Source organism: Algirhabdus cladophorae, from assembly GCF_044772865.1.
In the GTDB taxonomy this organism is placed as follows: Bacteria; Pseudomonadota; Alphaproteobacteria; order Rhodobacterales; family Rhodobacteraceae; genus Algirhabdus; species Algirhabdus cladophorae.
Window position 1 is genome coordinate 919,441 of the sequence record NZ_CP173029.1, and the last position, 26,401, is coordinate 945,841.

General features: G+C 55.0%; 17 protein-coding genes and 2 tRNA genes. 8 read left to right on the plus strand and 11 right to left on the minus strand.

Annotated features, from left to right (window positions below):
- Window positions 1-31 precede the first annotated feature (31 nt).
- Window positions 32-628, plus strand: a complete 597-nt coding sequence (locus ACIRQ6_RS04490) for a heme NO-binding domain-containing protein (protein WP_420862943.1) — start codon at window positions 32-34, stop codon at window positions 626-628.
- Window positions 625-1,650, plus strand: coding sequence for a diguanylate cyclase domain-containing protein (locus ACIRQ6_RS04495; protein ID WP_420862944.1), 1,026 nt, complete (start codon window positions 625-627; stop codon window positions 1,648-1,650). The genes ACIRQ6_RS04490 and ACIRQ6_RS04495 overlap by 4 nt, the downstream gene beginning before the upstream one ends.
- Before the next feature lie 141 nt (window positions 1,651-1,791).
- Here ACIRQ6_RS04495 and ACIRQ6_RS04500 read toward each other — a convergent pair.
- From ACIRQ6_RS04500 to ACIRQ6_RS04520, 5 genes are all read right to left on the minus strand, one after another.
- A tRNA-Glu gene (locus ACIRQ6_RS04500) sits at window positions 1,792-1,866 on the minus strand.
- Between the two features lie 87 nt (window positions 1,867-1,953).
- Window positions 1,954-3,696, minus strand: coding sequence for a single-stranded-DNA-specific exonuclease RecJ (gene recJ, locus ACIRQ6_RS04505; protein ID WP_420862945.1), 1,743 nt, complete (start codon window positions 3,694-3,696; stop codon window positions 1,954-1,956).
- The gene (gene glpX, locus ACIRQ6_RS04510; RefSeq protein ID WP_420862946.1) at window positions 3,696-4,658 is read right to left on the minus strand and encodes a class II fructose-bisphosphatase; all 963 of its coding nucleotides are present in this window, start codon (window positions 4,656-4,658) and stop codon (window positions 3,696-3,698) included. The genes recJ and glpX overlap by 1 nt, the downstream gene beginning before the upstream one ends.
- A 32-nt stretch (window positions 4,659-4,690) precedes the next feature.
- The gene (locus tag ACIRQ6_RS04515; RefSeq protein ID WP_420862947.1) at window positions 4,691-5,983 is read right to left on the minus strand and encodes a homoserine dehydrogenase; all 1,293 of its coding nucleotides are present in this window, start codon (window positions 5,981-5,983) and stop codon (window positions 4,691-4,693) included.
- An 87-nt stretch (window positions 5,984-6,070) separates the two neighbouring features.
- Window positions 6,071-6,451 carry a hypothetical protein gene (locus tag ACIRQ6_RS04520; RefSeq protein ID WP_420862948.1) on the minus strand — a complete coding sequence of 127 codons (381 nt, stop codon included), beginning with the start codon at window positions 6,449-6,451 and terminating at the stop codon, window positions 6,071-6,073.
- Between the two features lie 35 nt (window positions 6,452-6,486).
- On the opposite strand from ACIRQ6_RS04520, the gene ACIRQ6_RS04525 reads away from it, so the two are divergent.
- A complete protein-coding gene (locus tag ACIRQ6_RS04525; RefSeq protein ID WP_420862949.1) occupies window positions 6,487-7,086 on the plus strand; it encodes a TetR/AcrR family transcriptional regulator in 600 nt (199 codons plus the stop codon).
- Here ACIRQ6_RS04525 and ACIRQ6_RS04530 read toward each other — a convergent pair.
- The 3 genes from ACIRQ6_RS04530 to ctaD form a co-directional block, all read right to left on the minus strand.
- Window positions 7,046-7,966, minus strand: coding sequence for a hypothetical protein (locus ACIRQ6_RS04530; RefSeq protein ID WP_420862950.1), 921 nt, complete (start codon window positions 7,964-7,966; stop codon window positions 7,046-7,048). The genes ACIRQ6_RS04525 and ACIRQ6_RS04530 overlap by 41 nt on opposite strands.
- Window positions 7,966-8,496, minus strand: coding sequence for a DUF2244 domain-containing protein (locus ACIRQ6_RS04535; protein WP_420862951.1), 531 nt, complete (start codon window positions 8,494-8,496; stop codon window positions 7,966-7,968). Before ACIRQ6_RS04535 ends, ACIRQ6_RS04530 begins: the two co-directional genes overlap by 1 nt.
- Before the next feature lie 77 nt (window positions 8,497-8,573).
- Window positions 8,574-10,247 (minus strand): cytochrome c oxidase subunit I, encoded by a 1,674-nt coding sequence (gene ctaD / locus ACIRQ6_RS04540; RefSeq protein ID WP_420862952.1) that lies wholly within the window; start codon window positions 10,245-10,247, stop codon window positions 8,574-8,576.
- A gap of 441 nt (window positions 10,248-10,688) precedes the next feature.
- Here ctaD and ACIRQ6_RS04545 point away from each other — a divergent pair, with 441 nt between their 5' ends.
- Entirely contained in the window at window positions 10,689-11,426 is a 738-nt protein-coding gene (locus tag ACIRQ6_RS04545; RefSeq protein WP_420862953.1) for a Hint domain-containing protein, read from the plus strand.
- A gap of 40 nt (window positions 11,427-11,466) precedes the next feature.
- On the opposite strand, the gene lipB is transcribed toward ACIRQ6_RS04545, so the two are convergent.
- On the minus strand, window positions 11,467-12,117 hold the full coding sequence (lipB, locus tag ACIRQ6_RS04550; RefSeq protein WP_420862954.1) for a lipoyl(octanoyl) transferase LipB: 651 nt from the start codon (window positions 12,115-12,117) through the stop codon (window positions 11,467-11,469).
- A 7-nt stretch (window positions 12,118-12,124) separates the two neighbouring features.
- A complete protein-coding gene (locus ACIRQ6_RS04555; RefSeq protein ID WP_420862955.1) occupies window positions 12,125-12,910 on the minus strand; it encodes a LytTR family DNA-binding domain-containing protein in 786 nt (261 codons plus the stop codon).
- Between the two features lie 103 nt (window positions 12,911-13,013).
- On the opposite strand from ACIRQ6_RS04555, the gene ACIRQ6_RS04560 reads away from it, so the two are divergent.
- From ACIRQ6_RS04560 to ACIRQ6_RS04575, 4 genes are all read left to right on the plus strand, one after another.
- Window positions 13,014-13,511, plus strand: coding sequence for a DUF2306 domain-containing protein (locus ACIRQ6_RS04560; protein WP_420862956.1), 498 nt, complete (start codon window positions 13,014-13,016; stop codon window positions 13,509-13,511).
- A 56-nt stretch (window positions 13,512-13,567) separates the two neighbouring features.
- Window positions 13,568-13,654: transfer RNA gene (locus ACIRQ6_RS04565), tRNA-Leu, on the plus strand.
- Window positions 13,655-13,987: 333 nt separating this feature from the next.
- Window positions 13,988-14,413 carry a toxin-activating lysine-acyltransferase gene (locus ACIRQ6_RS04570; protein WP_420862957.1) on the plus strand — a complete coding sequence of 142 codons (426 nt, stop codon included), beginning with the start codon at window positions 13,988-13,990 and terminating at the stop codon, window positions 14,411-14,413.
- Window positions 14,414-14,418: 5 nt separating this feature from the next.
- Window positions 14,419-22,932 (plus strand): calcium-binding protein, encoded by an 8,514-nt coding sequence (locus ACIRQ6_RS04575; protein WP_420862958.1) that lies wholly within the window; start codon window positions 14,419-14,421, stop codon window positions 22,930-22,932.
- Window positions 22,933-22,948: 16 nt separating this feature from the next.
- Here the strand turns inward: ACIRQ6_RS04575 and putA are convergent, their stop codons facing one another.
- The gene (putA, locus tag ACIRQ6_RS04580) at window positions 22,949-26,281 is read right to left on the minus strand and encodes a bifunctional proline dehydrogenase/L-glutamate gamma-semialdehyde dehydrogenase PutA (protein WP_420862959.1); all 3,333 of its coding nucleotides are present in this window, start codon (window positions 26,279-26,281) and stop codon (window positions 22,949-22,951) included.
- Window positions 26,282-26,401 lie beyond the last annotated feature (120 nt).

The following is a 26,401-nucleotide window of genomic DNA, read 5'->3' on the forward strand; positions in this document are numbered from 1 at the left end:
CAGACTGTGCCTCAGCGCTTGGAGAAGCTTGATGCATGGACTTATTAACAGATCTGTGGAGTGTTTTATTCGCGACACCTACGGCAAAGCGACGTGGTTAAACGCGTTGCACGACGCAAATGTGCCTCAAAAATCGTTTGAGGGGATGTTGCACTATGATGACCATCTGACTGGTGATGTGATTTCCGCGACTGCCCAACTGCTTAAGCGCAGCGAAAGTGAGCTTTTGGAGGATCTGGGCATTTACCTTGTGTCGCATTCCAATACTCAGGCGCTACGCCGGCTTTTACGCTTTGGTGGTGTGAACTTTGTAGATTTCCTGCATTCTCTGGACGATTTACCCGGGCGCGCGCGTATGGCCGTGGCGGATCTGGACATGCCGGAACTGGAACTGCATCAAACCACGCGTGAGGATTTCAAGCTGTACGTTCGCAGCGATAAATTCTCGTTTGGACCAATCGTTTTGGGCGCATTGCGCGCCATGGCTGATGACTACGGCGCCTTGGTGGTGATGTCGGCGGATGGCGCAGGTTTACAAGGTGAATTAATATCGATTTCGGTCTTGTCGGACAGCTATACCGAGGGCCGCAGTTTCCAGCTTTCTCAACCGGTGGCAGCACACTCATGACACTCAGTTTCCCTCACGCGACAGCCATGGATCATTTGATGCCAATGCATGTGGTATTTGGCCCCACGGGCCATATCCAGCATTGCGGTCCAACGTTACAGAAATTGACTGCTGACGCGCCCATTCTGGGCGCGCGTTTGATGGAAGTGTTTGAAGTGTGCCGTCCCCGCAATGTCACTTCAATTGCGGATCTATTAGGCGCCACAGGGATGAAGCTGCATCTGCGGTTTCGAGATGGCAAAAATACAGAGTTCAAAGCGGTGGTGGCACCGAACGCTCAATCCGAAGGTGGTATTCTGAACCTCTCGTTTGGCATCGGTGTTGTTGAGGCCGTTGCAGATTACGAACTCACCAGCGCTGATTTTGCGCCCAATGATTTGGTGATCGAAATGCTGTATTTGGTAGAGGCAAAATCAGCGGCAATGGAAGAATCGCGCAAGCTAAACCAACGCCTACAAAGCGCGCGGGTGATTGCCGAAAAAGAAGCGCAATCTGACGGGCTGACAGGATTGCTAAACCGTCGGGCGCTGGATCAGGTTTTGGATCGCTTTTTGGACCTCGATTTACCCTTTACTATGATGCATCTGGATTTGGATTTCTTCAAAGCTGTGAATGATACCCTTGGTCATGCAGCGGGGGACTTTGTTCTTGGTCAGGTCGCGACAATTTTGAACGAAGAAACCCGTTCAGATGACATCGTTGCTCGAACCGGTGGTGATGAATTTGTGCTGTTACTGCGCAAATGTACGCCAGATGACAAGCTTGCTGAAATTGCCAAACGCATTATCCAAAGGCTGGAGGTGCCGTTGGATTTCAACGGCGCAGTGTGTAACATTTCTGGCAGCATCGGAACCATCAAAACTGATTTCTACGCAGTACCCGTGGCCGAGCAAATGTTGGCGGATGCGGATGCAGCCCTCTATATGTCCAAGCGGCGCGGACGCGGCTGCCATACGGCGTTTCAAGATATTAAAAAATATGAGGCTGACACGCCCGAGCTGGACGTTTCTGCAAGCCGCTAGTCTGGGTGGAGACCGTAATTCCAGTCGACCGCTGTTGTAGCAAAGCCTGAGTCTATTGTGATCTGACGCTTTGCATCCGGCGCAGCATACCACGAGCCACCAAGTGGCCGTCTCACAACTCATTAAGCTGATTGGGAAAAGTGGTACTCCGTAGGGGAATCGAACCCCTCTTTTCAGGTTGAAAACCTGACGTCCTAACCGATAGACGAACGGAGCATCCTGTGCGTGAGCCGTATTTAGGGAAACTCGTGCACAAGGGCAAGAGGGTTTTTGCGAAACTTTGATAAGAAAATATGTCGCAGCCTAGGCGGCTGGCGCGGCATCTTCCAAACGCAGTTGTACCGTTTGTCGCCCGCCCCAAGTGTTAACATCCAAACGTCCTGCCAGATGGTACCGCGCACCTCGGCCTGCGCTTAATTCGGGGCCCAGGGGCCCATCAAATGCACCAAAGCAAATCGCATCGCATTTGGCCCCCAACCCATCGCCAAAACTGAGTTTTAGATGGCTTTCCCCAACTGGTTTGGCGAATGTGATCTGTGCATCGGGAAAGGCAAACCGTGGGGCAGGGGCGCCTGCGCCGAAGGGACCCGCTTGTTCCAGATGTTCCACCAATTCGACTGTGGCCGCACCCGGCATAAGGGTGCCGTCGAGTTTGAGATCTCGCGGCCCCAAATTGCCTGCACCCTGCATGTCCAAAAGTTCAGCCAAACGGGCCATGGCAGCCGGGATTTTGTCTGGGGCCACGGTGAGGCCGGCCGCCATTTTATGCCCGCCGCCCTTGATCAGCAGGTCTTCTGAGGCCAGCCGTTGTATCGCTGCCCCCAGATCGATGCCGCTTACGGAACGCCCGGATCCTTTGCCAACACCGTCTTGGACGCCAATCACGATGGAAGGGCGATTGCTGATTTCCTTGAGGCGCGAGGCCACGATGCCAACGACACCGGGATGCCAGCCGTCGCCCGCGGCCCAAACCAAGGGCGCATCAAGGCCACGATCCGCGGCTTGATCTAGAGCAGATGCCCGCACGGCGGCCTCAACATCGCGGCGTTGGGTGTTCAGAACATCCAGCCGTTCAGCGAGGGCGGCGGCCTCATTTGGATCATCCGTGGCCAGCAGGCGCGCGCCCAGGTCCGCGGCCCCAATGCGCCCGCCTGCATTGACGCGTGGGCCTAGAACAAAGCCAAGGTGATAGCTTGTCGGGGCTGTGTCCAATCTGGCCACGTCGGAAAGGGCCACCAAACCTGCGCGCTTGCGGCCCGCCATGACCTTGAGGCCCTGACGCACCAGTGCGCGATTCACGCCAATCAGCGGGGCCACGTCTGCGACCGTCGCCAAGGCGACCAAATCCAGCATTGCCAGCAGATCAGGCCCTTTTTGACCTGCCTCGCGCAGTTGTCTGTTCACCTCGACCAACATCAAAAACACCACGGAGGCCGCACACAAATGCGCCAGATCGCCGGTTTCATCTTGTCTGTTTGGGTTCACCACGGCCAAAGCTGGCGGTAGGGTCTCGGCCCCCAAATGGTGATCCAGTACGATAACATCAGCCGCTGTTGCCGCGGCCAAAGCATCATGGGAGAGGGTCCCGCAATCCACGCAAATCACCAGATCATGTTGTTGCGCAAGGTCGGCCATGGCCGTGGGGTTGGGGCCATAGCCTTCATCAATGCGGTCGGGAATATAAAGGGTACAGGGCAGCCCAAAACCGCGCAGCCATGTGATTAAAAGCGCGCTTGAAGATCCGCCATCCACGTCGTAATCGCCAAAAACTGCGATTTTCTGACGGTTTTGTGCGGCGGCCAGAAACCGTGTCGCTGCGGTTTGCATATCCCGGAGCGAGCGTGGGTCGGGCAGCAAATCGCGAATTGACGGTTCAAGAAACGCCAAAGCCTCGGCATCGTCGACCCCGCGCCGCACCAAAATACGCGCCAAAGCCAAGGGCAGGCCCGTGGTCTGGGCCAGCCGCTCGGACTTGCGGTCTTGCTCGGCAGAGGGACCCGTCCAGCACCGCCCTGTCAGCGAGGCCTCGACCCCTAAAAAACCCATTAGTTGGTGGGGTTGCGGTAATTCATGCGCCGGACGGAGCCGGTTTTGGACCGCATCAGAATGGTTTCGGTGGTCAAATAACCCACTTCACGTCGGACGCCAGGCAAGATCGAACCATCTGTCACGCCAGTGGCTGCGAAAATCACGTCTTCTGTAACCATTTCGTCGCGTGCGTAGATCTTGTCGAAATCGGTGATGCCGGCTTTGGTTGCGCGGCCACGTTCGTCGTCATTGCGGAAGGTCAGGCGCCCCCACATCTGACCGCCCATGCATTTCAGCGCGGCTGCAGCCAAAACGCCCTCGGGTGCACCACCCGATCCCATATACATGTCGATGCCGGTTTGGGCCGCTTCGGCGCAGTGCATCACGCCTGCCACGTCGCCATCTGTGATCAATCGAATGGCTGCTCCGGTGCTGCGGATCTCTTCGATCATCGCCTCATGGCGGGGACGCTCGAGCACGCAAACTGTGATATCGCTGGGCAAGCATCCTTTGGCCGAGGCCAGTGCCGAGACCCGTGTCGCCGGCGGCATATCCAGCGAGACGATGTTTTCTGGGTAGCCCGGGCCAATTGCCAGCTTGTCCATATAAACATCCGGCGCGTGCAGCATCGATCCGCGTGGTCCCATGGCGATCACTGTCAGCGCGTTTGGCATGTCTTTTGCAGTCAGAGTTGTGCCCTCGAGAGGATCCAAAGCGATGTCTACACCCGGGCCTTTACCGGTGCCGACCTCTTCGCCGATAAACAGCATTGGCGCTTCGTCGCGTTCGCCTTCACCAATGACCACCACGCCTGCGATATCAAGCTTGTTCAACTGATCGCGCATGGCGTTTACGGCGGCTTGGTCGGCCGCCTTTTCGTCGCCGCGTCCGACGAGTTTAGCAGAGGCCATGGCGGCTGCTTCGGACACGCGGGCCAATCCCAAAGACAACATACGGTCGTTAAAATCAGTTTTGCTCATCAGATATCCAATTCAGTTTTTGGGTAAGACACTTAAATTTCTTCGATGCGCAGGGCGACGGGATCACCGGAAATCACATCGATTTTGGCAAGGCCAGCACGGGCCTGATCAAGGGCGGCGCGCGTGGTTTTATGGGTGACGATCAAAACCGGTGCATCGGTATCATCATGGCCGTATTGACGCATGCGATCGATGGAGACGCCTGCCTCGCCCAAAACGGCGGCGACTTTGGCCAATGCGCCGGGTTTGTCTTGTAACGTCAGTCGCAAGTAATAGGGCGCAGGGGTTACGGCTTGGGCTGGCTTTGCGTCGACCAGACTTTGTGCGGGCTGGCCAAAGGTGCTGATGCGTGTGCCCCGCGCGATGTCGATAATGTCCGACAAGACCGCGCTGGCGGTTGGGCCTTCGCCTGCACCTGCGCCGCGCAACACAACTTGGCCGACTTGATCGCCTTCGAGCACCACCATGTTCGTGCCACCGTCCAACTGACCCAGCGGCGAGGTTTCCGGCACCAAACACGGTGTCATGCGTTGTTCCAAGCCGCGCCCGGTCATTTGCGCCACGCCGAGCAGCTTGATCTTATAGCCCATGTCAGCGGCTTGATGGATGTCTTCGATGCTGATTTGGCCGATGCCTTCCAACTCAACTGCGTCGAAGGAGACTTTGGTGCCAAAGCCAATAGAGGCCAACAGCGCCAGTTTATGGCCAGCGTCAATGCCGCCCACGTCCAAATTGGGGTCCGCTTCGAGATAGCCTAATTGATTGGCCTCCTCAAATACGGTGTCGTAGGGCAGGCCTGCGCTTTGCATGCGGGTCAGAATATAATTACAGGTGCCGTTCATCACGCCCATGATGCGCGTGATCTCATTCCCGGCAAGGCCCTCGGTCAGGGCTTTGACCACGGGAATGCCGCCTGCCACTGCGGCCTCAAACCGCAAGACGCGACCATCTGCTTCGGCCTGTTCTGCAAGGGCCTGACCGTGATGGGCCAAAAGGGCTTTGTTGGCGGTGACCACGTCCTTGCCAGCGGCCAAGGCGGCCTCGGTGCTGGCCTTGGCAGGGCCATCCGAGCCGCCCATCAATTCGACATAGACATCGACATCGTCGCGGGTCGCCAGTTTTACCGGATCATCCTCCCACGCGTAGTCAGTAAGGTTAACACCGCGATCTTTGGTTTTTGATCGCGCAGACACCGCAGTGATGCTGATCTTGCAGCCCGTGCGCGCCTCAAGAAGGGCGGCTTGTTTGCGGATAATTTTGACCACGCCGACGCCAACGGTCCCAAGCCCAGCCACACCAAGACGCAAATGAGTAGGGGTGGTCATAATGCGGGCTCCGTCGCGGTTGATGGTGATTTCCTCCCCTGTTAGCCCGATGGGGCCAAGGCTGCAATCGTCTTTCAGATTGTGAGGCTATTGCGTCGCGACCTCAGGTGGAAACAGGGTCTCAATTTTTTCTGGCGCCTCAGCGATGGACTGGGCAAGGCGATCCCGTTCGCGGCGGGTGAGAACAGGGCCACGCAATCGGTCGGCTTTGGCCTGCAGGCGCTCTAGCCTGTCTTGCACAACTTTTGTCGTGTCAGGGGTGATGCTGACGGCATTGGCTGCAGTGGTGATATCTTTGAGCGGCACGAGGCTTGGAAAATCCTGCATTTGCTCTTGCTTGCTGACTGTTTCATCCAGCTCGGGAAACTGTGTGCAGCTGGCACAGGCCAGCATCAAACCAAAAAAGAGGGCGCGGATCAACATAGGTCCTGCATAGCCTTGGGATTGGTGGAAGGGCAAGTATCCCATTGCGCTGAACGTTTGTTCAGTTCAGGGTACCCAGCATGGCGCGTAAACAGGGTTCTCATTCGGATATCACCGGTCCAAAGGTGCAAGCGGCAGCGCTGCGGTTGTTTGCGCAACATGGGTTTGCTGCCGTGTCCATGCGCCAGATCGCGTCCGAAGTTGGGGTTCAAGCCGGGGCACTGTATAATTACACCCCGGATAAACAGACTTTGTTGTTCGAGCTGTTGCGCACCCATATGGAGGCTTTGTTGAAAGCATGGGACAGCATCGAGAGGCCCATTGATCCGCTGGCTGCGCTGAAATGTTTTACGGAATTTCACATCGCGTACCACAGCGACCGCCCCGATCAGGTGTTTATTTCCTACATGGAATTGCGCAATTTGAGTGCCGAAAACTTTGCGCAGATACAGGCTTTGCGGCGGGGTTATGAACAAATTCTCGAGGACATCCTGCATGCCGGACATGATTCCGGATTGATGAATGTTCCAGACATCCGTGTGACATCCATGGCGCTGATTGCGCTTTTGACAGGGCTGAACAATTGGTTTCGCGAAAGCGGGCGCCTTAGTCTGGCTGACATTCAGGGCCAATATTGGCTTATGGTGCGCGGGGCGGTTGCGGCGGTGGACCAGACGTAAAGGCCGCTTCTATCTGTGCGTGCTGGGCGGCAGTCTTCAGGGCAAAGCGTTGCACAAATCTGGTTTTGAACCCCACACGACCGCGTCGCGCGCCGAAATTTTCGCCATGATTGATCAAGTATAAAACTTGTGGTTCAGAGAACCGCTTCAGTCCTCGTCCAGCCAATTTGGCCAAGTAAGGGAACATGCGGTGTTCGTGCTGCAAGGTCGCTTTCAAAAAAGCAGCAAACGTCGGATCGAATTGGTCAAACCGGAAGGCCGCACAACTGCCGCAGAGCTTCCAAAAGGCTTTGCCCAAGAACTGTCGTTTGGCCAAGGCAGTGGTGCCATCTTGCATATCTTTGACCCAACCTTGTTCAACGAGATAGCCAAAAGGGGCGTGCTGCGTCAGCATGGTGGCTACTGCAGTCTTTGCCAGTAAATCATCTGCGTCGAAGCTCATCACATAGCCCGGTTCTGGCGTCTGTTGTCCGAGATGTTCAACAAGGGTCGTCAGCTTGTCCCATTTATCATTGCCTTCGTGGGACGGGGTAAAGGGCAACCATTGGATGCGTGGATCAATGGGTAGGTCAGGCTGGTCCTGACAACAGATCAAAGCTGTCCAATTGCCGTTTGTCTGATCCTGGAAACTGGTCAGGGTATCTTGCAAATGGGCCACAACAACATGCCAGTTGCCGACCTTCGCCTGACCTACAAGAGGGATCAAGAAAGTTACATGGGTCGGTTCAGATTTGGGGGCAGGTGTTTTGCGCAGGGCGAGGGCCGCTGCCTCGGACGCCTGCAACCCTTTGCTTCGTTCCGCGACCTTGGGGCCAAAGAGGGCTGCGATGATCAGATTTCGGAAGCGTTGTGATTTTGGCGTGGCTGGGACTTGCGCCATTAGGATCGCGCCTCGACCAGTCGTTGTTGCAGCTCTTGGTAAAGAGCCTTGCGTTCGTCTTCTGACAAAAAGCTGCCAATTTCCACTTCGCGTCCCTCACCGCGCAGGGTGACGTAGTGTTTGATAGGCCCGCCTGTTGGATGCATATGCACGCTGACCCAATGAGTGTTGGCCTGCCATTCCTGTTTTGGTGCCCGGGGATTGTGGCGCACCAGCCGGGCTTGGGCGTGACTGAGGGTCAATTCTTCTAGGATTTCACCGTCTTTGTGGTTGCGCTGCAGCGCGTACCACAGACCCCCAAACATGATGGCGAAAAATGGGAATACGCCCCACAGGACGGGGCTGCCTAAAACCGCAAGCAAGGGTAGAGCGATGATCGCCATTGTGCCCCCCATGAACAACACGAAATCCTTGCGCAACAAGGATCTGTAAGGCCACGCGCTGAGCCGCATGTCGTTTTGGGAAGGGGTCCATTCGTAGGGCATAATGGTCAATTTAGCCAAGCGGTTTGCGATGTCCAGCGCTGCCATTGTGGCGTCACGTCGCAATCAATTGGCAAGTAAAAACCCCAGCGTGGTGTGCGCTGGGGCTTTTTGGGTTTTAGCGTTTAGTGGCTTGGCGCTTTGTCCCATTCTTCCTGCTTTGGAAGCTGCTCGAACGTGTGCTCGGGCGGTGGGGACGGCAGGGTCCATTCCAGTGTGTCCGCATATTCGTTCCACGGGTTTGCGACAGTGGACTTTTGGCCAAAGCGCAAGGTGTAGACGATCACCCCGATAAAGAACAGGAACGATGCAAAGCTGAGGAACGCGCCCAAAGAGGAGACGTAGTTCCATGTTGCGAAAGCTTCTGGATAATCGATGTAGCGACGTGGCATACCCTGACGGCCCAAGAAGTGTTGTGGGAAGAAGGTCAGGTTCGCGCCGATGAACATCGCCCAGAAGTGCAGCTTACCAGCCCACTCAGGATACATCCGGCCCGACATTTTCGGCAGGTAGAAGTAGATACCCGCAAAGATGCAGAACACCGCACCCAAGCTCATCACGTAGTGGAAGTGTGCTACGACGTAGTAGGTATCGTGATAAACGCGATCGATGCCAGCCTGCGACAGAACAATCCCTGTAACCCCACCAACAGTGAAGAGGAACAAGAAACCAAAGGCCCAGAGCATTGGCGTTTTGAACTCAACCGAGCCGCCCCACATCGTGGCGATCCAGCTAAAGATTTTCACGCCTGTAGGGACCGCAATGACCATGGTGGCCAGCATAAAGTAAGATTGCTGGGTCAGGGACATACCTACGGTGTACATGTGATGCGCCCAAACGACGAAGCCCAGAACACCAATTGCGACCATAGCATAGACCATTGGCAGGTAGCCAAAGATAGGCTTACGTGAGAAGGTTGCGATGATGTGGCTGATGATGCCAAAGCCCGGGAGGATGATGATGTAAACCTCTGGGTGACCAAAGAACCAAAGGATGTGCTGGTACAGGACTGGGTCGCCGCCACCAGCCGGATCAAAGAAGGTGGTGCCAAAGTTACGGTCCGTCAGGAGCATTGTAATCGCACCGGCTAGCACTGGCAGGGCCAGCAGGATCAGCCATGCCGTCACAAAGATTGACCAGCTGAACAATGGGACTTTGTGCAATGTCATGCCTGGGGCACGCATGTTAAGGAAGGTGGTGATCATGTTGATCGCGCCCAAAATCGACGACGCACCCGACAGGTGGACCGCGAAAATGGCCAAATCCATGGACATGCCTGCCTCAGAAGTGGACAGCGGTGGATACAAAACCCAGCCCACGCCAGAGCCCAATTGCCCGTTACCACCCGGTGCCAGCATCGAGGCGACGCCAAGGCTGGTCCCTGCAATAAACATCCAGAAAGACAGGTTGTTCATGCGCGGAAACGCCATGTCCGGCGCGCCGATTTGAAGCGGCATAAAGTAGTTCCCGAACCCGCCAAATAGCGCCGGAATTACCACAAAGAACATCATTAAGACGCCGTGATAAGTGATCATAACGTTCCAAAGGTGCCCGTTTGGCGTACATTCGCCCGCAGCAGCGGCGATGAAACGCGCGCCTTCAAGGCACATATACTGAACGCCCGGCTCCATAAGTTCCATGCGCATGTAAACGGTGAAGGACACCGAAATAAAGCCGACGATGCCGGCGGCGAAGAGGTACAAAATACCAATGTCTTTGTGGTTGGTGGACATAAACCACCGGACGAAGAAACTGCGTGTGTCTTCGTGCTCGTGCCCGTGAATGGCGGCGTCGGCCATATCGGTGCCTCCTAGCTTGTTCCCAGATTATAACGCTTTGACGTGAATCGCGGCGTTGGCTGATGTCGGTTGTATGCGCGAATATGCATTTGAGCAATGAACAAGCTATGATTTTCCTTGGGTAAAATTGGCGCACCCACGATTTTCTGTTTTGGGGCCAGAAGTGGCGGAATTCCCGGTGAAACTGTGTGATTTCAGAGGGATCTGGCAGAAAGTACCACTTAGATCCTTAAAATCTGCCTTATTTTTTCCATTTCTATTGCACAGTGCGACCATGCTTTTGCGGTCCAACTGCAATCCACGACATCTGCACACATCAATGATGTCTGGCTTTGGAGGAACGCGCCTGTGCTAAAACCATCAAGACGACTTCATGCCAATGAGGCGCATTTGGCGCGAAGTGGTATTGCTCAGCTGCGCCAGCCCAAACAATTTACACGTATGCCGAAATTGGTCGGGGATGCCGCGTCCAAAACCTATTATCGCAGGCCGCGCGTCACACTAAAACCTTTGGTAGATCAGACCTTTGACCCAGACAACTGGGATGGTTTGTCAGCTTACTCAGCCCCTGATCAGGTTCTGTCAACGCGCGGTGCGGCCCACATTGGTGGGTTTGCATTGGGCTCTAGCCTGTTGACGCGTAACGGAAAAATCCCAATTCAAAACGTGCGTGCAGGGGACGAGGTGTTCACCTTGGATCACGGTTTGCAAGCGGTTGAGCGGGTGCTGGTCACGTACAGTGAGGCCAGCGCGGATCGGACCCCGGTGAAAATCCGCAAGGGCGCTTTGCGCAACAGTGTTGATCTATGGGTGTGTCCTGACCAGTTGATGATGATCAATGATTGGAACGCTGAATTGCTGTTTGGCGACAGCGAAGTCTTGGTGCCAGCGCGTTATTTAGTCGACAATGCAAAAATCACTGAGGACTTTAATGCCCCTTGCGTGACCTACTTCCACATTCTCTTTGCCAGCCATCATTTGGTGATGGTTGACGGGATTGCCAGTGGCAGCGTCAACCCCTTTGCACAGTACAGCAACGAGTTACGCACGGCCCACGGGGGTTTGGTCGAACACTTTCCCGAGTTACGGTTTCGCAAGAACCGATTTGGCCCAGCAGCGCGCAAAGTCTTGCATCGGCATGAGGCCAAAGTGTTGATGACGCAGATTAAAGGCCTCTAGCCCCAATGCCTGTAGCCCCAAGGGCTTGCCCCGGCGGCGGCTAAGTAAGGTCTTTGAACGGGCAGGTGGCGCGCAGAGCGACATCCAGATCTGGCATCGTCACAGGCAAACCGAGATCCACCAGACTGGTCACTCCATGATCTTGGATCCCGCAGGGCACGATACCGTCGAAATGGCTTAAGTCCGGTTCGACATTTATACTGATCCCGTGAAAACTAATCCATTTGCGTAACCGTATGCCGATGGCGGCGATCTTGTCCTCGGCAAGAGTGCCATCAGGCATCAACGGCTTTTGCGGTCTTTGGACCCAGACCCCAACGCGCCCATCGCGGATTTCGCCAGTGACATTAAAGGTGTCGAGCGTCGCAATGACCCAATGTTCGAGGTCTTTGACAAAAGCCCGTACATCACGGCCACGTCTGCCGACATCCAACATGGTGTAGATCACCCGCTGACCGGGGCCGTGATACGTATATTGCCCGCCACGTTGGCTGCTATGAACCGGAAACCGGTCGGGATCTTGCAAATCCTTGGGATCTGCTGATGTTCCCGCGGTGTAGAGCGGTGGGTGTTCGAGCAGCCAGATCGCCTCGTCGGCATCGCCTGCGGCGATATCGTTGGCGCGGGTTTCCATCAGTTCCACGGCCTGTGTGTATTCGGTCAAGCCAGACGAGGTGATCCATTCAACCATTTATATGTCAGGGCAGCAGCCCCGCCTCTTTGAGTTGGGGCACATAGGTGCGACTGACAGGAATTTCCACTTGATTGCTCAGCAAGACGGTCGCGCGGTCTTTGTATTTTTGAACGTCCACCACGCGATCCAAGGCAATCCAATGGGATCGGTGGACTTGCAGTCCCCGTGCGGGTGCAGTTTCCCGCATCGCATCCCCGAGCCGCATCAGGATCATGTCTTGGCCTTGGGTGGTATAGACACGGACGTAGTGATCCTCGACCGACAGGGCGATCAACCCACCGCGTTTTGCAAACTCCAGTCGTTTAAGGATCGGCGGGGTGCTGTCCACAGTGGCCGGGCCAGTGGGCAAGTCGGCACTGTCCCGTTGTGCAAAGGCAAATTGCAAAACCGTTGAGATCACGATCGAAATGACAAAGACATTTGCCGCGATAAACGTAAGGATACGGGCGTTTGGCAAAGAGCCGAAAAAGCCGATGTGCAGCAAAATCACCAAACCCAAAACCAAGATGCCAGTGATGATGCCCGCCACTGCAGTGCGCAACAAAGGCTTGGACGGTGCGGCAAACAAAGCACTTGCAATTAGGTCCGCCACGTATCCGCCTGAGTAGCCGAACACAGTCAAAAGCGTCCAGTAGCAAAACCGCGGCACCAGATGCAGGGTCACATCGGTGTCAAATGGGCCAAGAAGGGTCAGGACCACGGCCACTGCACCCAGCGACATTGCACGCACCGGATGGGCGATATGAGCGCCCCATTCACGAAGCGCGAGTTGCGCTTTTGCGTTTGTCACGATGCAAACCCCTTGTTTCACGCATCCTTGGTTGGCTGCTGGGCACCCCTTGCCCCATGCATACGGCACCTCGTTACCAAATCTCAATATCGAAAGGCCGCCTATGACCCTGTCCCCTTTGCTTGATGCCCCGCTTATCCTTCAGTTGCACGTCGCCGCAGCGATCCCTGCCATTCTGATTGGTCCATTTGTTTTGTTTCGCAAACGGGTGGATCGCTGGCACAAGCGGCTGGGATATACGTGGGTCGTGGCGATGGCAGCCCTTGCGATCTTTGGCTTGTTCATTCAAAGCCACGGCGGCCTTTGGGGGCATTTTGGCCCGCTTCACGGATTTAGCATCTTAACACTATGGAGCCTTTGGACAGGGATCGCTCATGCACGCGCTGGCCGTATCCATGCGCACCGTGCAACCTTTCAGGGGCTTTGGTATGGCGGCATCGGAGGGGCGGGTTTGATGCAGTTCTTGCCGGGACGTACTATCAACCAAATGGTGTTTGGAGGGCCCTCTGAATTGGGCTACGTGGTGATCGGTTTAGGCGTCTGCGGGTTTGCAGCCCTGTGGTACCAGCAACATGGACCGGCTTTTGGCAAAACCGCCTGATTTTGCACTTGTGAGGCCTAAGCGGTTTGTTGTAGGGCAAGGCACGCTTGGATCATGCGGTCGTGGCGGAATTGGTAGACGCGCAGCGTTGAGGTCGCTGTGAGGTAACACTCGTGGGGGTTCGAGTCCCCCCGACCGCACCAGAGCCCCCCTTTTTATTCGCAAAAGAAATATGTCCGCCGGGAAATACGCGCCTGTGCGTACATAGTGCCTACGCTTGGTGTGGTGGCGCTTTGTGCACAGCTGTCGCGATGGTTCCTTCACAGATCCCTCACGGGTTAGTGAAGTTAAGCCTTTACAACCTATGACGAATTCTTACTCTGGTTAACAAGGGATGAATGGGGATGGTAACTCTGTGTTTGCAATAAGCAAATTGCCGTCGGTAATTGGTGAAAATAGTAAAAGTGGGGCAAAATCGCAGGGCGTTTTGTGCTGCACTGTGCCGAATCTCACTCTCAGAAAATGGGAATACGCGCATGGGTAAGGCCCCGATAGATCAGCGCCCACTTGGTGTGGGCGGGGCAGGTGCACTCAATCCTGACGAGTTTGGCACGTTTTTGGGTTTGGCCTCTTGGCTGATGTCCATGTCCAAAGAGCATCGCGATTTGCCGTTTTCGACATTGGACAGTCGCATCCTGCCTGCCATCCTGCTCAAGCAATTCAAAATTATTCGCAAAGACACGATGCCCATGGCCTTCTTGTCTTGGGCCACATTGTCCGACGAGGCCAAGGCAAAGTTTCAAAAAGATCCCGACAGCTTGGAACTGCTGGATTGGCGGTCTGGCAAAAATGTTGTGGTGGTCGAGTGTATTTCGCCCTTTGGCCCCGCCGCCGAGATTAAAGCCGGATTTATCAAAGAACTGATCAAGTCGCAGACAGGTGCTGCGCCGAAAAGGAATTAAGTGTTATGAGTGTTGCAGCTAAAAACCAATCTGCCCCGATGTTTCAAGTGGGCGATGTTGTGCAGTCGTTCATGGTGTCGGAAAGCGACTTGGCCAATATTGCAAAGGCCCCTGTCATGGAGGCCCCTTTTGAAGGGCCGGATCAGAAATTAGCGCGCCACACGGTTTACAACTTTGAGGTGGCCGGCACGCACACTTACATCGCCGGCGGCTACCGCGTTCACAACACCTCCACACTGGATTTCTACGACCCCGACGAAAATGGGATGATCACAGATGTCTACACTGACGACGAGGGTCGTTTGGTGTTCGAATCCATTTCGGACGATGGCGGGCGTTGGAAGGTCTATTCGACCACGCCTTCGGGTCAAAACACAACGACGGTAACCAAAGAATACACTTTGGGTGTTTTCAACGAAGCTACCGGCCAAATCGAGACGCGCTTTTACCTGCAGCAAGACAACTACTACGAGTTGATCGATGGCGAACAGGTCTTGGTCGATATCGAAATCGGCGAGATTTATCAGCTTTACGGTGATGAAGTCGGCGGCGGCGTGGCGGATGTCCTCACACCGTTTATCCTTGAGGCCATCGGCGCGGAATCCCCGCTGGAGCAGCTGGTCGCGGGCACCATGATCAATACGTTGATCCAAAACATCGCCGAAGGTGGCTTGAACGTTCTGCACCACTCGATCCTTGATACACCGACAAATGGCGAAGCCGTGGGTGAGATGATCTTTGGCGCGTGGGAAGACTTTGGCATTGATCTGGCCGTAAATGGCCTTGAGACAGCTACATCCCTGATCAGCCAAGTGATCATGGCCGAAATCTTTGGCTCGCTTGAGCCTGATAACATCGGCGAGGCCTTCATGCAGGCTTTGGTCAGCGAAGGCATCAACAACGTTATTGAATTTGGCGTCAGTAGCTTGGTCGACAGCATTTGGGGGGCAGATTCTGCGATTGGGCAGGCCTATAACCCGGCTGCGTTTAACTTTGGCGACATCATGTCTTATGCGTCGCTGTTCTTGAATTTGGCCATCAACGAGCTTTTGCCACCGCTCGAGACCCAAGAAGGTCAGATTGCCTCAGCCTTGACCAAAGTGTTCTTGGGAGGGTCGAAGTTTGGTTTGACCGGGGCCTTTGCCACCTTTGGCCCGATGATCATCACAGCGGTGATTGCTTTTGCAATCGGCAAAATCTTTGATGCGATCTTTGACAAGGATCCGCAGGCCTTTGCGACGCTCAGTTTCGATCCGCTGGAACAAGAATGGTCGATTACGGATGTATTCTCGGATGATGGCGGCAACGTACAATTGGCCCGTCAACTGGCTGATAACGTCGACGAAAAGCTCGAAGAAATTGTTGAGCTGCTGCAATCCACAGACCACAGCTATGAAGACGGCTTTTCCATTCGCATCGGCCACTACGAGGAAAGCCTGCGCAACGGGGACGGCAACAATTACGCCAATGACCAGCCAGATGTAATCCTGGCCTCGATCATCGACGCGCTCCTGCACATGTCAGTGTCTGACGGCAACCTCAAAGCGGTCCGCGCCCTCGATTTGGACGGATTGGCCGAGGCAACGGCAGATATGACGGCTAAAGAGGCCTATAGCTTTGTCTATACCCGCCTGAAAATTGCCCGTGATTTCCAAATCTACCTCGAAAACACGGCCTATATTAACAACATCATCCTTACCGCGCCTGAAAGTGCTCTGGCCAAATCGTGGTTGGCCACGATCCTTGCGGCCAGCGAAGCAGGCCTGAACGAAGGCTATACATTTGCCGGAGCCGACGGGGACAACCTGTTGTTGGCCAGCGATGGCAACGATAATCTGGCCGGTGGCGCCGGCAACGATGAAATCCGCGCCTATGACGGCGATGACATTGTTGACGGTGGTGCCGATGATGACCTTCTCAGCGGTGGCGTCGGGGCCGATACAATCATTGGTGGCACCGGTATTGACCGCGTAACCTTTGATAACGCCGGTGAAGGGGTCGAGATGAGCCTGCTTAGCGGCACGGGGTCCGTGGGCGATGCGCAAGGCGACACCTATGACGGTATCGAAGACATCACAGGCACGTTCTTTTCTGATGTGCTTGAGGGTGACGGCGGCGCCAACGATATCGATGCAGGCAACGGCAGCGATACAGTCTTTGGCCGCGGCGGCGCGGATACCATTCGAGGTGGCGAAGGCAATGACACCATCGAAGGCAACGGTGGCAACGATACGATCTACGGCGATGAGGGCGAAGACGAGATCTTTGGTCAAGTCGGAGACGACAGCCTCTTTGGTGGTGCAGATGCAGACGTCCTGTGGGGCGCTTCGGGTAACGATACTCTGGATGGCGGTGGCGGTGATGACCTGCTTTATGGGGATCTGGCCGAAGACGTCTCGATTGCAGGGGACGATGTCATCAGCGGCGGCGCTGGCGACGATATGATGCACGGCGGTGAAGGCGCGGATAGTTTCGACGGCGGTGAAGGCACTGATACCGTCAACTACATCCATTCCACATCTGGCGTTTATGCATCCCTGTCTGAAGGGCTGGGCCGCGTGAACGGATTGGTGGAAACCTATGCCAGTGTCGAAAATGTCGTAGGTTCGATATTTAATGACCGGATTGCTGGGGATGGCGGCGCCAATGTGTTTGAGGGCCTCACTGGGGACGATATCTTTTACGGCAGTGGCGGGGCCGACACCTATATCTACAGCTTTGGGGACGGCAATGACCTGATCAGCGACGATTCCACTGATGGTGCGATCGACAAGCTGGTCTTTACAGATATCAACGTGGATGACGTGGAATTTGCCTCCACCAGCGGCGAAGACTTGGTCATCAGTTTTGGTGACGGCACAACCATGCGGATCCTTGACCAGTTCCGGCTAGGTGATCGCTATGCTATTGAAACTATTGAATTTGCTGATGATACCTTCAATCTGCAGGATATCCGCAACAAATCAACTGCAGACCAAAAAGCCTCGGGTCGTGTCATTGGGACTGATGAAACCGACCTTTATGTGCACCGTTTGGGCGATGGGTCGTACCAAATCACCGACTACGATCCTTCCGGGCGTCTGGACCGGTTGATCTTTGCCGATGTGGAAAAAGATGATGTCCGCTTCTATTCAGAAAATGACGATGATTTGATCATTATCTTGCCAAATGGTGAGACAGTGGCCTTTGACCAGCACTTTGCCTCACATAGCCAGCGGCAATTGGAAGAAATCCGGTTCTCGAACGGGGAAAGTCTGAATTTCGAAGAGATCTCGCGCAAGGCCGTGGCCGACAGCAAAGAGTTCGGTCTGGTACGTGGTTCGGATTTCGCGGACACCTATCTGCACCGGCAAGGCGACGGCAGCTACCGCATCGCGGACTACGACACATCGGGACGCAACGATCGCCTGATTTTGCAAGATGTAACCGCTGACCAAGTGACCTTTACCCGCGGTGAATCCGATGAGCTGGAGATCCGTTTTGCCAATGGTGAGATCATCACCATTGACGAACAGTTCGACAGCAGCGGAAACCATACGATTGAGGAAATCCGGTTCTCGGACAACACGTTCATGAACCTTTCTGAAATGGCCGCCAAGGCTGCAGATGATGCCAAGGGGAGCGGCACAGTTGTCGGCACGGTATTTTCTGACACCTACATCCATTCCTTGGGCGATGGCAGCTATCAGATTTCGGACTACGATACGGCGGGCCGGATAGATCGTCTGACCCTAGACGATGTGAACGCAGAGGATGTCACGTTCCGCTCGACCGGTGGCGAAGATCTGATCATCACCTTCTCAAATGGTGAGATGTTGCAAATCGTGGATCAGTTCACGGAGAACTCCAACTACGGTGTAGAAGTCATTGAATTTGCAGATGGAACCCAATTGGGCCCATCAGAGATCCGCGCCAAATCTGCCGAGGATTCCAAGGATTACGGGTATGTGCGGGGCACGGATTTTGCCGACAGCTATACCCACACTACTGGCGACGGCAGCTACCGCATCAACGATTACGACAACGACTCGCGGCCTGATAGCCTGACGTTTACGGATATTGCACGGGCTTCGGCCACGCTCTTTAGGTTGGAAAATGACCTCTATATCGTGCTGGATACAGGCGAACGGATCGTTGTAGAGCAGCATTTCGAAAGCAACTACCAAATCGAAAGCTTTGTCTTCAGCGATGGTGTGATCATCACAGGTGGCGGCGTTACGGCAGAGTTGACTGATGTGTCGACTTTCCCAGAATTTGTCACAGGCACTACCGAGGACGAGACCTATACCTACACACTTGGCGATGGGGATCTGGTGATCACCGATTACTACCGTTTCAAGGGTAACGATGAGTTGGTCTTTACCGGCGTGAATGCCGCAGATGTAAAGGTCAGCCGTGCTGGCCAAGATCTGTTGCTGATTATGCCGGATGATAGCGTGATCACTTTGCGTCTGCAGTTGAACGAGAACGAACAAGACGGCATTGAGACCATCGTTTGGGATGATGAAACCACTTGGACCCGCGCCGATATGCGCAACCAAATGGTTGCTGACGCCAAAGAAGACGGTGTTGTGACCGGCACCCAGCTGGATGAGGCCTATGTCCACACCACCGGTGACGGCAGCTATTCCATCGACGACTACGACCGGTTCATTGGCAACGACAGTTTGACCTTTACGGACATTCTGCCCGAAGACGTTAGTCTGGCCCGTGTTGGGTTTGATCTGTTGATTGCCATCGATGGTGGCGAGCAAGTGGTCATCCGCAACCAGTTCTTTGACAACTTGCAGTATTCCATCGAGACGATTGTCTTTGCCAACGATGGTGATCCAATCACTTGGAACACTGGCGATATTCGCGACCGCGTGGTCGAGGATATGAAGGCAAGTGGCACAGTTGTCGGCACGCAAGAGGACGAAGATTACGTTCACACCTCTGGCGATGGATCCTACACAATCAAGGATTACGACCGGTTCATTGGCAACGACACCCTAACCTTTACGGATCTGAACCCTGAGGATGTGACAGTGTCGCGCGCGGGCGACGACGTCATTTTGACCCTTTCGACCGGCGAAATCATCGTCATCGAGCGGGCTTTGCAAGAAGACCGGCAATATCAGATCGAACAGATCATCTTTGCCGATGATACCACGTGGACGGGCGCGGATTTGCGCAACCAGATGGTTGAGGATACAAAATCCACAGGCATCACCTTGGGCACCCAGTTGGACGAAAACTATGTGCACACCCTAGGCGATGGATCCTACCGGATCTCGGATTACGACCGCTTTATTGGCACCGACACCCTTGAGTTCACGGATGTGGACCGCGACGACGTTGTCTTTGGTCGGGCAGGGCCTGACCTGACCCTGACCTTGCCCAATGGCGAGATGATCACATTGGTGCGCCAGTTGGACGAGAACAACCAATACGGCCTTGAGGAAGTGATCTTTGCCAGCGGTGCCAGCCTAGATCGTGGCGGATTGCGCGATGCAATGGTTGCCCAGATGAAAGCGCTGGGCATCGTTGTGGGCACGCAAAACGACGAACGATATGTGCATGCCGCAGGCGACGGATCCTACATCATTGAGGATTACGACCGCTTTATCGGCAATGACTCGCTTGAATTTACTGATCTATTCTCGACTGATGCGGTGTTTGGCAGTGCAGGCGACGATCTGTTGATCCGGCTTAGCTCGGGCGAGACGATCACCGTGCTGAACTACCTCACCGAGGATCGCCAAAACGCGTTGGAATCCATCCAGTTTGCCGACAACGTGTCCTACAACAACGCGCAGGTGCGCAACCGGATCGTTCAGGATCAAAAGGCCGAGGGCATCGTCTTTGGCTCAGAAAACGACGAGACCTTTACCCACACCATGGGCGACGGATCTTACGTGATCTCGGAATACGACCGGTTCTTGGGCAACGATGTTTTGTATTTCACCGATGCGGAAAAGTCTGATCTGACCCTGTCGCGTTTTGGCAATGATCTGATTGTGACGCTGTCGAATGGCGATGTGATCACGATCTTGGGTCAACTGGATGAAGACGAACGCAAATCGATAGATCAATTCCAATTCTCGGATTTCTCAAGCTGGAGCCGCGAACAGATCCGCAACGAATTGATGTCGGATATGAAGGCCACCGGCGCGGTTGTGGGCACAGAACTGAACGAACGCTACCTGCACTTTAGCGGTGATGGTTCTTATACAATCTCGGACTATGACCGCTTCCAAGGCGAAGACCGGTTGGTGTTCATGGATGTTGAAGCCGACGATATGTTGGTGTCGCGCAACGGCAATGATCTGATTTTGAACCTGACAAATGGTGAAAGCATCACCATTTTGGGTCAATTGAACTCGGATGGCCGTCGTACCATTGAAAACTTTGAGTTCAGCGACTTCTCGTCTGCCACGGCGGCCGAGATGGCTGCGCGCCTGACCGAAGACATGCAAGAAGCGGGTCTGGTTGTGGGCACAACGGCCAATGACGTCTACACCCATGCGTTGGGCGACGGGACCTATGACATCGACGAAATGGGCGGCCGCTCGACTGATAAATTGGTGCTGAGCGATCAGTTACCCGAGGACGTCAGCCTGACACGCATTGACGACAATATGGTTCTGACCCTGTCGAATGGGGAAATCCTGACTGTCGTTAATCAGTTCGGCTCTGACTATGATTCCGCTGTTGAAACGGTCGAATTCTCGGATGGCAGCGTTTGGACCCACCAGATTATGCGCAACCTTGCGGTGGACAGCCAAAAGGCCAGCGGATTGGTCACAACCACGATCTGGTCCGAAGTTATCAGCCATGCCGCAGGCGACGGATCCTACACAATCACTGGGCCAGACAATGTTGGCAACAGCTCGGATGAGCTGCATTTGACCGATCTGAACCAAGCGAGCATTACGATTGTGCGGGTTGATCTGGATCTACAAATTGTCTTGCCAAATGCCGAAATCATCACATTGGACGGATACTTTGACCCCGAAATGCAATGGCAGCTGGAACGCATACGCTTTGCAGATGACAGTGTGGTCAGCAACATCCTTGGAATTGCGCCCACCTCTGATGGGATTGTGTCGGGCACATTCGAAGCCGATGTGATTGACGCCAGCTACTTTGATGTGGATCTGGATACGATTACGGACAATGGCCAAACCATCCAAGGGGGCGGCGGCGCTGATCAGATTTATGACGGCGACGGCGACGATATTGTCGAAGGTGGCGCAGGCAGTGACCGTTTCTATGCAGGCGCGGGGGCTGATGCCTATGACGGCGGTGAAGGCAGCCAAGATACCGTTTACTATTCCTTGGCCACATCCAGCGTGTCCGTGGATGCCTCGGATCTGGATGACAACAACGGCATCGCCATGGGCGACACCTTTGTGGACGTCGAGCGGATCTTTGGGTCTGACTTTGGTGACAGCCTGACAACCGGTGGATCCATCGTTTATGTCTATGGACGCAGCGGCAACGACTTGCTGACCGATGACGAAGGACTGGACACACTGCGCGGCGGCGACGGCGCGGATACGTTCCGTTTTGTAGCAGAAGACGGTGAAACCGACATCGTGCTGGACTTTGAAGTTGGCACGGATGTGCTGGACTTTAGCCGCTGGGGTGTCGAAACATTCGAACAACTGGGCTTTGCAGATAGCGGCGATGGCGGGACTTTGGTCAGCTTTGGTGCAGAAGCGGTGCTGTTGGAAGGCGTTGATTTGACCTCGGCAGGGGATCTGACCTCGGCTGATATCATCTTTGCGGCAGTGCAGGATGATCCAGATGATCCCGTGCAAGGCGGCGAGACGATCACAGGCACCGAAGGGCGCGATGTGATTGATGCCACCTATGAAGATGCTGACGGTAATATGATCAATGACGATGGTCAGACGATCCTTGGCCTGAAGGGTGCCGACAAAATCTTTGACGGGGCGGGGGATGATGTGGTGCGCGGCGGTCGCGGTCGCGATGTGTTCCAAGCCGGTGAAGGTGCGGACGCCTACTATGGTGGCAAGAACAATCGTGACGAGATTTCCTACACCAGCTCAACCGAGGCTGTGATGATCTTTGGCGATAACTCTGGGATCAACTCGGGTATCGGTATGGGCGACACCCTCGACGGGGTCGAGGTTCTCACTGGGTCCAAATACAGTGATATGCTCTTTGCTGGTGGCGATGTGGTCTACCTCAGTGGGCGTAACGGCAACGACATCCTTTATGACAGTGCTGCGTCCAACTTCCTCAAAGGGGGTAACAACTCGGACACCTTTGTATTTGGTGTTGATGGCAAAACCGAACGGGTCTTGGACTTTAAACTGGCGGATGACGTCATGGATATCAGTGCATGGGGGGCCACATCGATCGATGATCTGACCTTCAAAGAACTGCAATCTGATGGTCAACCTGCTGGGCGTTTGGTCATTCGCTATGGCGGTGAACGGCTAGAGATCGACGGCTATGCCGAGGCCGATTTCGGTGGCTTTACGGACGACCACTTTATCTTTGCATAAACCCGGTGCTGGGGGATCAGTCCCCCAGCAAAGCCGCGTTTCCGCCAGCGGCTGTTGTGTCGATGCAAACGTGGTGTTCTTCAAACCACCACGCATCGATATCGCGCTCGACGATTAACGGCACGATGGGCCCGTCTTGGGCTGCAAGGGTCTGGCGCAGTTCACAGGCCGCATCGGCCTCGCCCCAAAACAAAACCGCATGGGCGTCTGCCATGTTGCTGGTCACAGGGCAGCCGTGCCCATGAACCAGTGCTTTTTGTGCGTGACGATCTGCATCCGTAGGGCCTGCGCAGAAAAACGCGCCTCGAGGTTTAATATGCAGGGTGTTGGATTCCCCCGTGGGACCCGGCAAATGGATCACAGGATCCAGATCAAGCAACGCAGGTGTCGCGCGAAAGCGGTTAAGGTAGTTCGGCCCGCCAGCCTTTGGTCCCGTGCCCGACAGGCCCGTGCCGCCAAACGGCTGACTGCCGACGATAGCGCCGATTTGGTTGCGGTTGATATAAATGTTGCCCGCTTGGACGCCTTGAACAGCGGTTTCAACCCGGCTGTCGATCCGGCTGTGCATCCCAAAGGTCAGGCCATAGCCGGTGGCGTTGATGTCGGAAATCACCTTAGGCAACGCATCGGCCTGATAGGTAGCAATGTGCAGAACTGGGCCAAAAACCTCTTCCTTCAGATCAGCGATACCTGTGACCTCAAGCGCTACTGGCCCCACAAAACAACCGCTCTGCGGCGCTGAAATTGCTTTGAGGATCTTTGATTTTGCCACATAGTCGGTAATCTTTTTCTGGGCGGTTGTGTCAATGATCGGACCGATATCACAGGATTTGGCCCATGGATCACCCACCTCCAACAGGTCCATTGCCCCAAATAGCATTGTCTTAATCTCAGCGGCGATATCTTCTTGGATATAGAGGCAGCGTAGCGCCGAACAGCGCTGCCCAGCGGATTGAAAGGCCGAGGCCAGCACATCGCGCACCACTTGTTCGGGCAGGGCGCTGCTGTCGACGATCATGGCGTTCAAGCCACCAGTTTCTGCGATCAGAGGGGCGTCTGCCGGGGCGTGCTGGGCCATCGCGCGATTGATGGTCTGGGCTGTGGCTGTAGATCCGGTAAAGCACGTCGCATTCAGCGTCGGCAACGCGCTGAGGGCTGCACCGATGTCAGCACCTTTGCCCTGCAAGACCTGAAATGCAGTGGCGGGGACACCTGCGCGCTGCATCAAAGTGGCACAAAACCAGCCCGTGATCGGCGTTTGTTCGGCGGGCTTTGCCAACACAGCATTGCCTGTTGCCAAAGCGGCTGCAATTTGTCCGGTAAAGATCGCCGCGGGAAAGTTCCAAGGCGAGATGCACAGTACCGTGCCCCGTGGCGCGCTGTCGCCATCTTGTTCTGCTTGGGCTGCATAATAGCGCAGAAAATCAACGGCTTCGCGCAATTCTGCTTCACAATCGATGAGTGTTTTTCCAGCTTCACGGGCCAGTATGGCAAAGAGTTCGGCCGCATTTTCCTCATAAAGATCGGCGGCCTTTGACAGGATTTTGGCACGTTCCGCCGCAGGGACGGACCATGGCTTTGCGGCTTGAGCGGCTTGCGCGACGTCCGTTTGTGTGGCCCAAATAACGTGGCCGATTGGTTGCGTTGGCGTGGCAGGATTGAACAGAGATTGCGTCGCGCCGCCTTCGGATTTGTTGGCCAAAAGGGATGTTGCCCCCCATGTTTTGGAGGCAAAAGCCTCGCGCGCAGACCAAAGGGCCTGCAATGCCATAGGGTCGGTCAAGTCACGCCCCATCGAATTGGGCCGTTGAGGTTGGTAGAGGTTTGGCGGCAGTTGGGTCGATGAGTTTTCGGCAGGGTTGGGGAGTGCCATTGCACTGACAAACGGATCGGCCGCAACAACCTCGGCGGGGACATCGACGTCGACGATTTGGTTCACAAAGGAACTGTTCGCGCCGTTCTCTAACAATCGGCGCACCAGATAGGCCAGCAGATCACGATGGGCCCCGACGGGCGCGTAAATTCGGCAACGGGTCCCGTGTTGCTGCTGCACGATCCCGTGCAAGGCCTCGCCCATGCCGTGAAGGCGTTGAAACTCAAATGCAGTTCCAGAATTGCGGGCCAAATCCAGAACTGCGGCCACGGTTCGTGCATTGTGTGTGGCAAATTGCGGATAGATCCGATCGCCCATAGCCAACAGCTTTTTCGCGCAGGCCATATAGCTGACGTCGGTGGCGCATTTGTTGGTAAAGACCGGAAACCCATCAAGGCCCAGAACCTGCGCTTGCTTGATCTCGGTGTCCCAATAGGCACCTTTGACCAAACGCACCATGATCTGGCGATCAAGGTTTTGCGCAAGGGCATAAAGCCAATCCAACACATGCGCAGCCCGTTTTCCATAAGCCTGGACGACCACTCCAAATCCATCCCAATCTGCAAGCGATGGGTCGCTGAGAACCGCCTCGATCACATCGAGCGATAGGTCGAGTCTGTCGGCCTCTTCGGCATCGATATTAAATCCGATCCCCGCTGATTTTGCCAAAAGCGCCAACGAACGCGTGCGCGGGACCAGAATTTCCATCACCTTCTCTTGCTTGAGCTGCTCATACCGCGGATAGAGCGCCGAGAGCTTGACGGATATGCCCGGATTGTCGGCGATGCTGTCACCCAAAGCGTGCTTGGCCAATTCGGAAATCGCGTCGCTGTAGGCCAGATGATAGCGTTTGGCATCTGCATCGGTGCGCGCGGCCTCGCCAAGCATATCAAACGAATAACGATAGCCCTGCTTTTGCGCCTCTTTGCCGTTTTCCAAGGCCTCTTCAATCGTGCGCCCCAACACAAATTGCGCGCCCATTTCGCGCATGGCGCGGGCAACAGCGCGGCGGATCACAGGTTCGCCCAAACGTTTGATTGCATGGCGCAGGGTTTGGCCGACGCCTGCATGGCTTTGATCATCCAGTACGGTGCCCGTAATGAGCAGGGCCCAGGTTGAGGCGTTGACAAGTGACGAGGCCGATTGCCCAAGATGTTTGCCCCATTCGGACGGCACTATCTTGTCTTCGATCAGGGCATCGATGGTGGCGGTGTCGGGCACGCGCAATAGGGCCTCGGCCAAACACATCAGGGCGACACCTTCGTCCGTGGACAGGCCATATTCCTCTAAAAACAGTTCCATCATGCTGGTTGTGCCACTGCTGCGGATGTCTTTGACCAAGGCGATCGCCCGATCGGTGATGTCCGTCCGTTGGGTAGGGGTCAGATCGGCTGTGGTGATTAGCGCCTCAACGGCTTCAAATTCCGGCTGTCGTATAGCCAAACGCATGGATGTTCTGTGAATTTCTAAGGACATGTGCAATTTCCTCTTGTATTTTCCAATAAGTTAACAAATTGTAACAAGACGGATTGCTCTATTTCGGGCGTGCCGATGGGAAATTAGATTGAATTTTTTAAATATATTAGTCGATTGGAA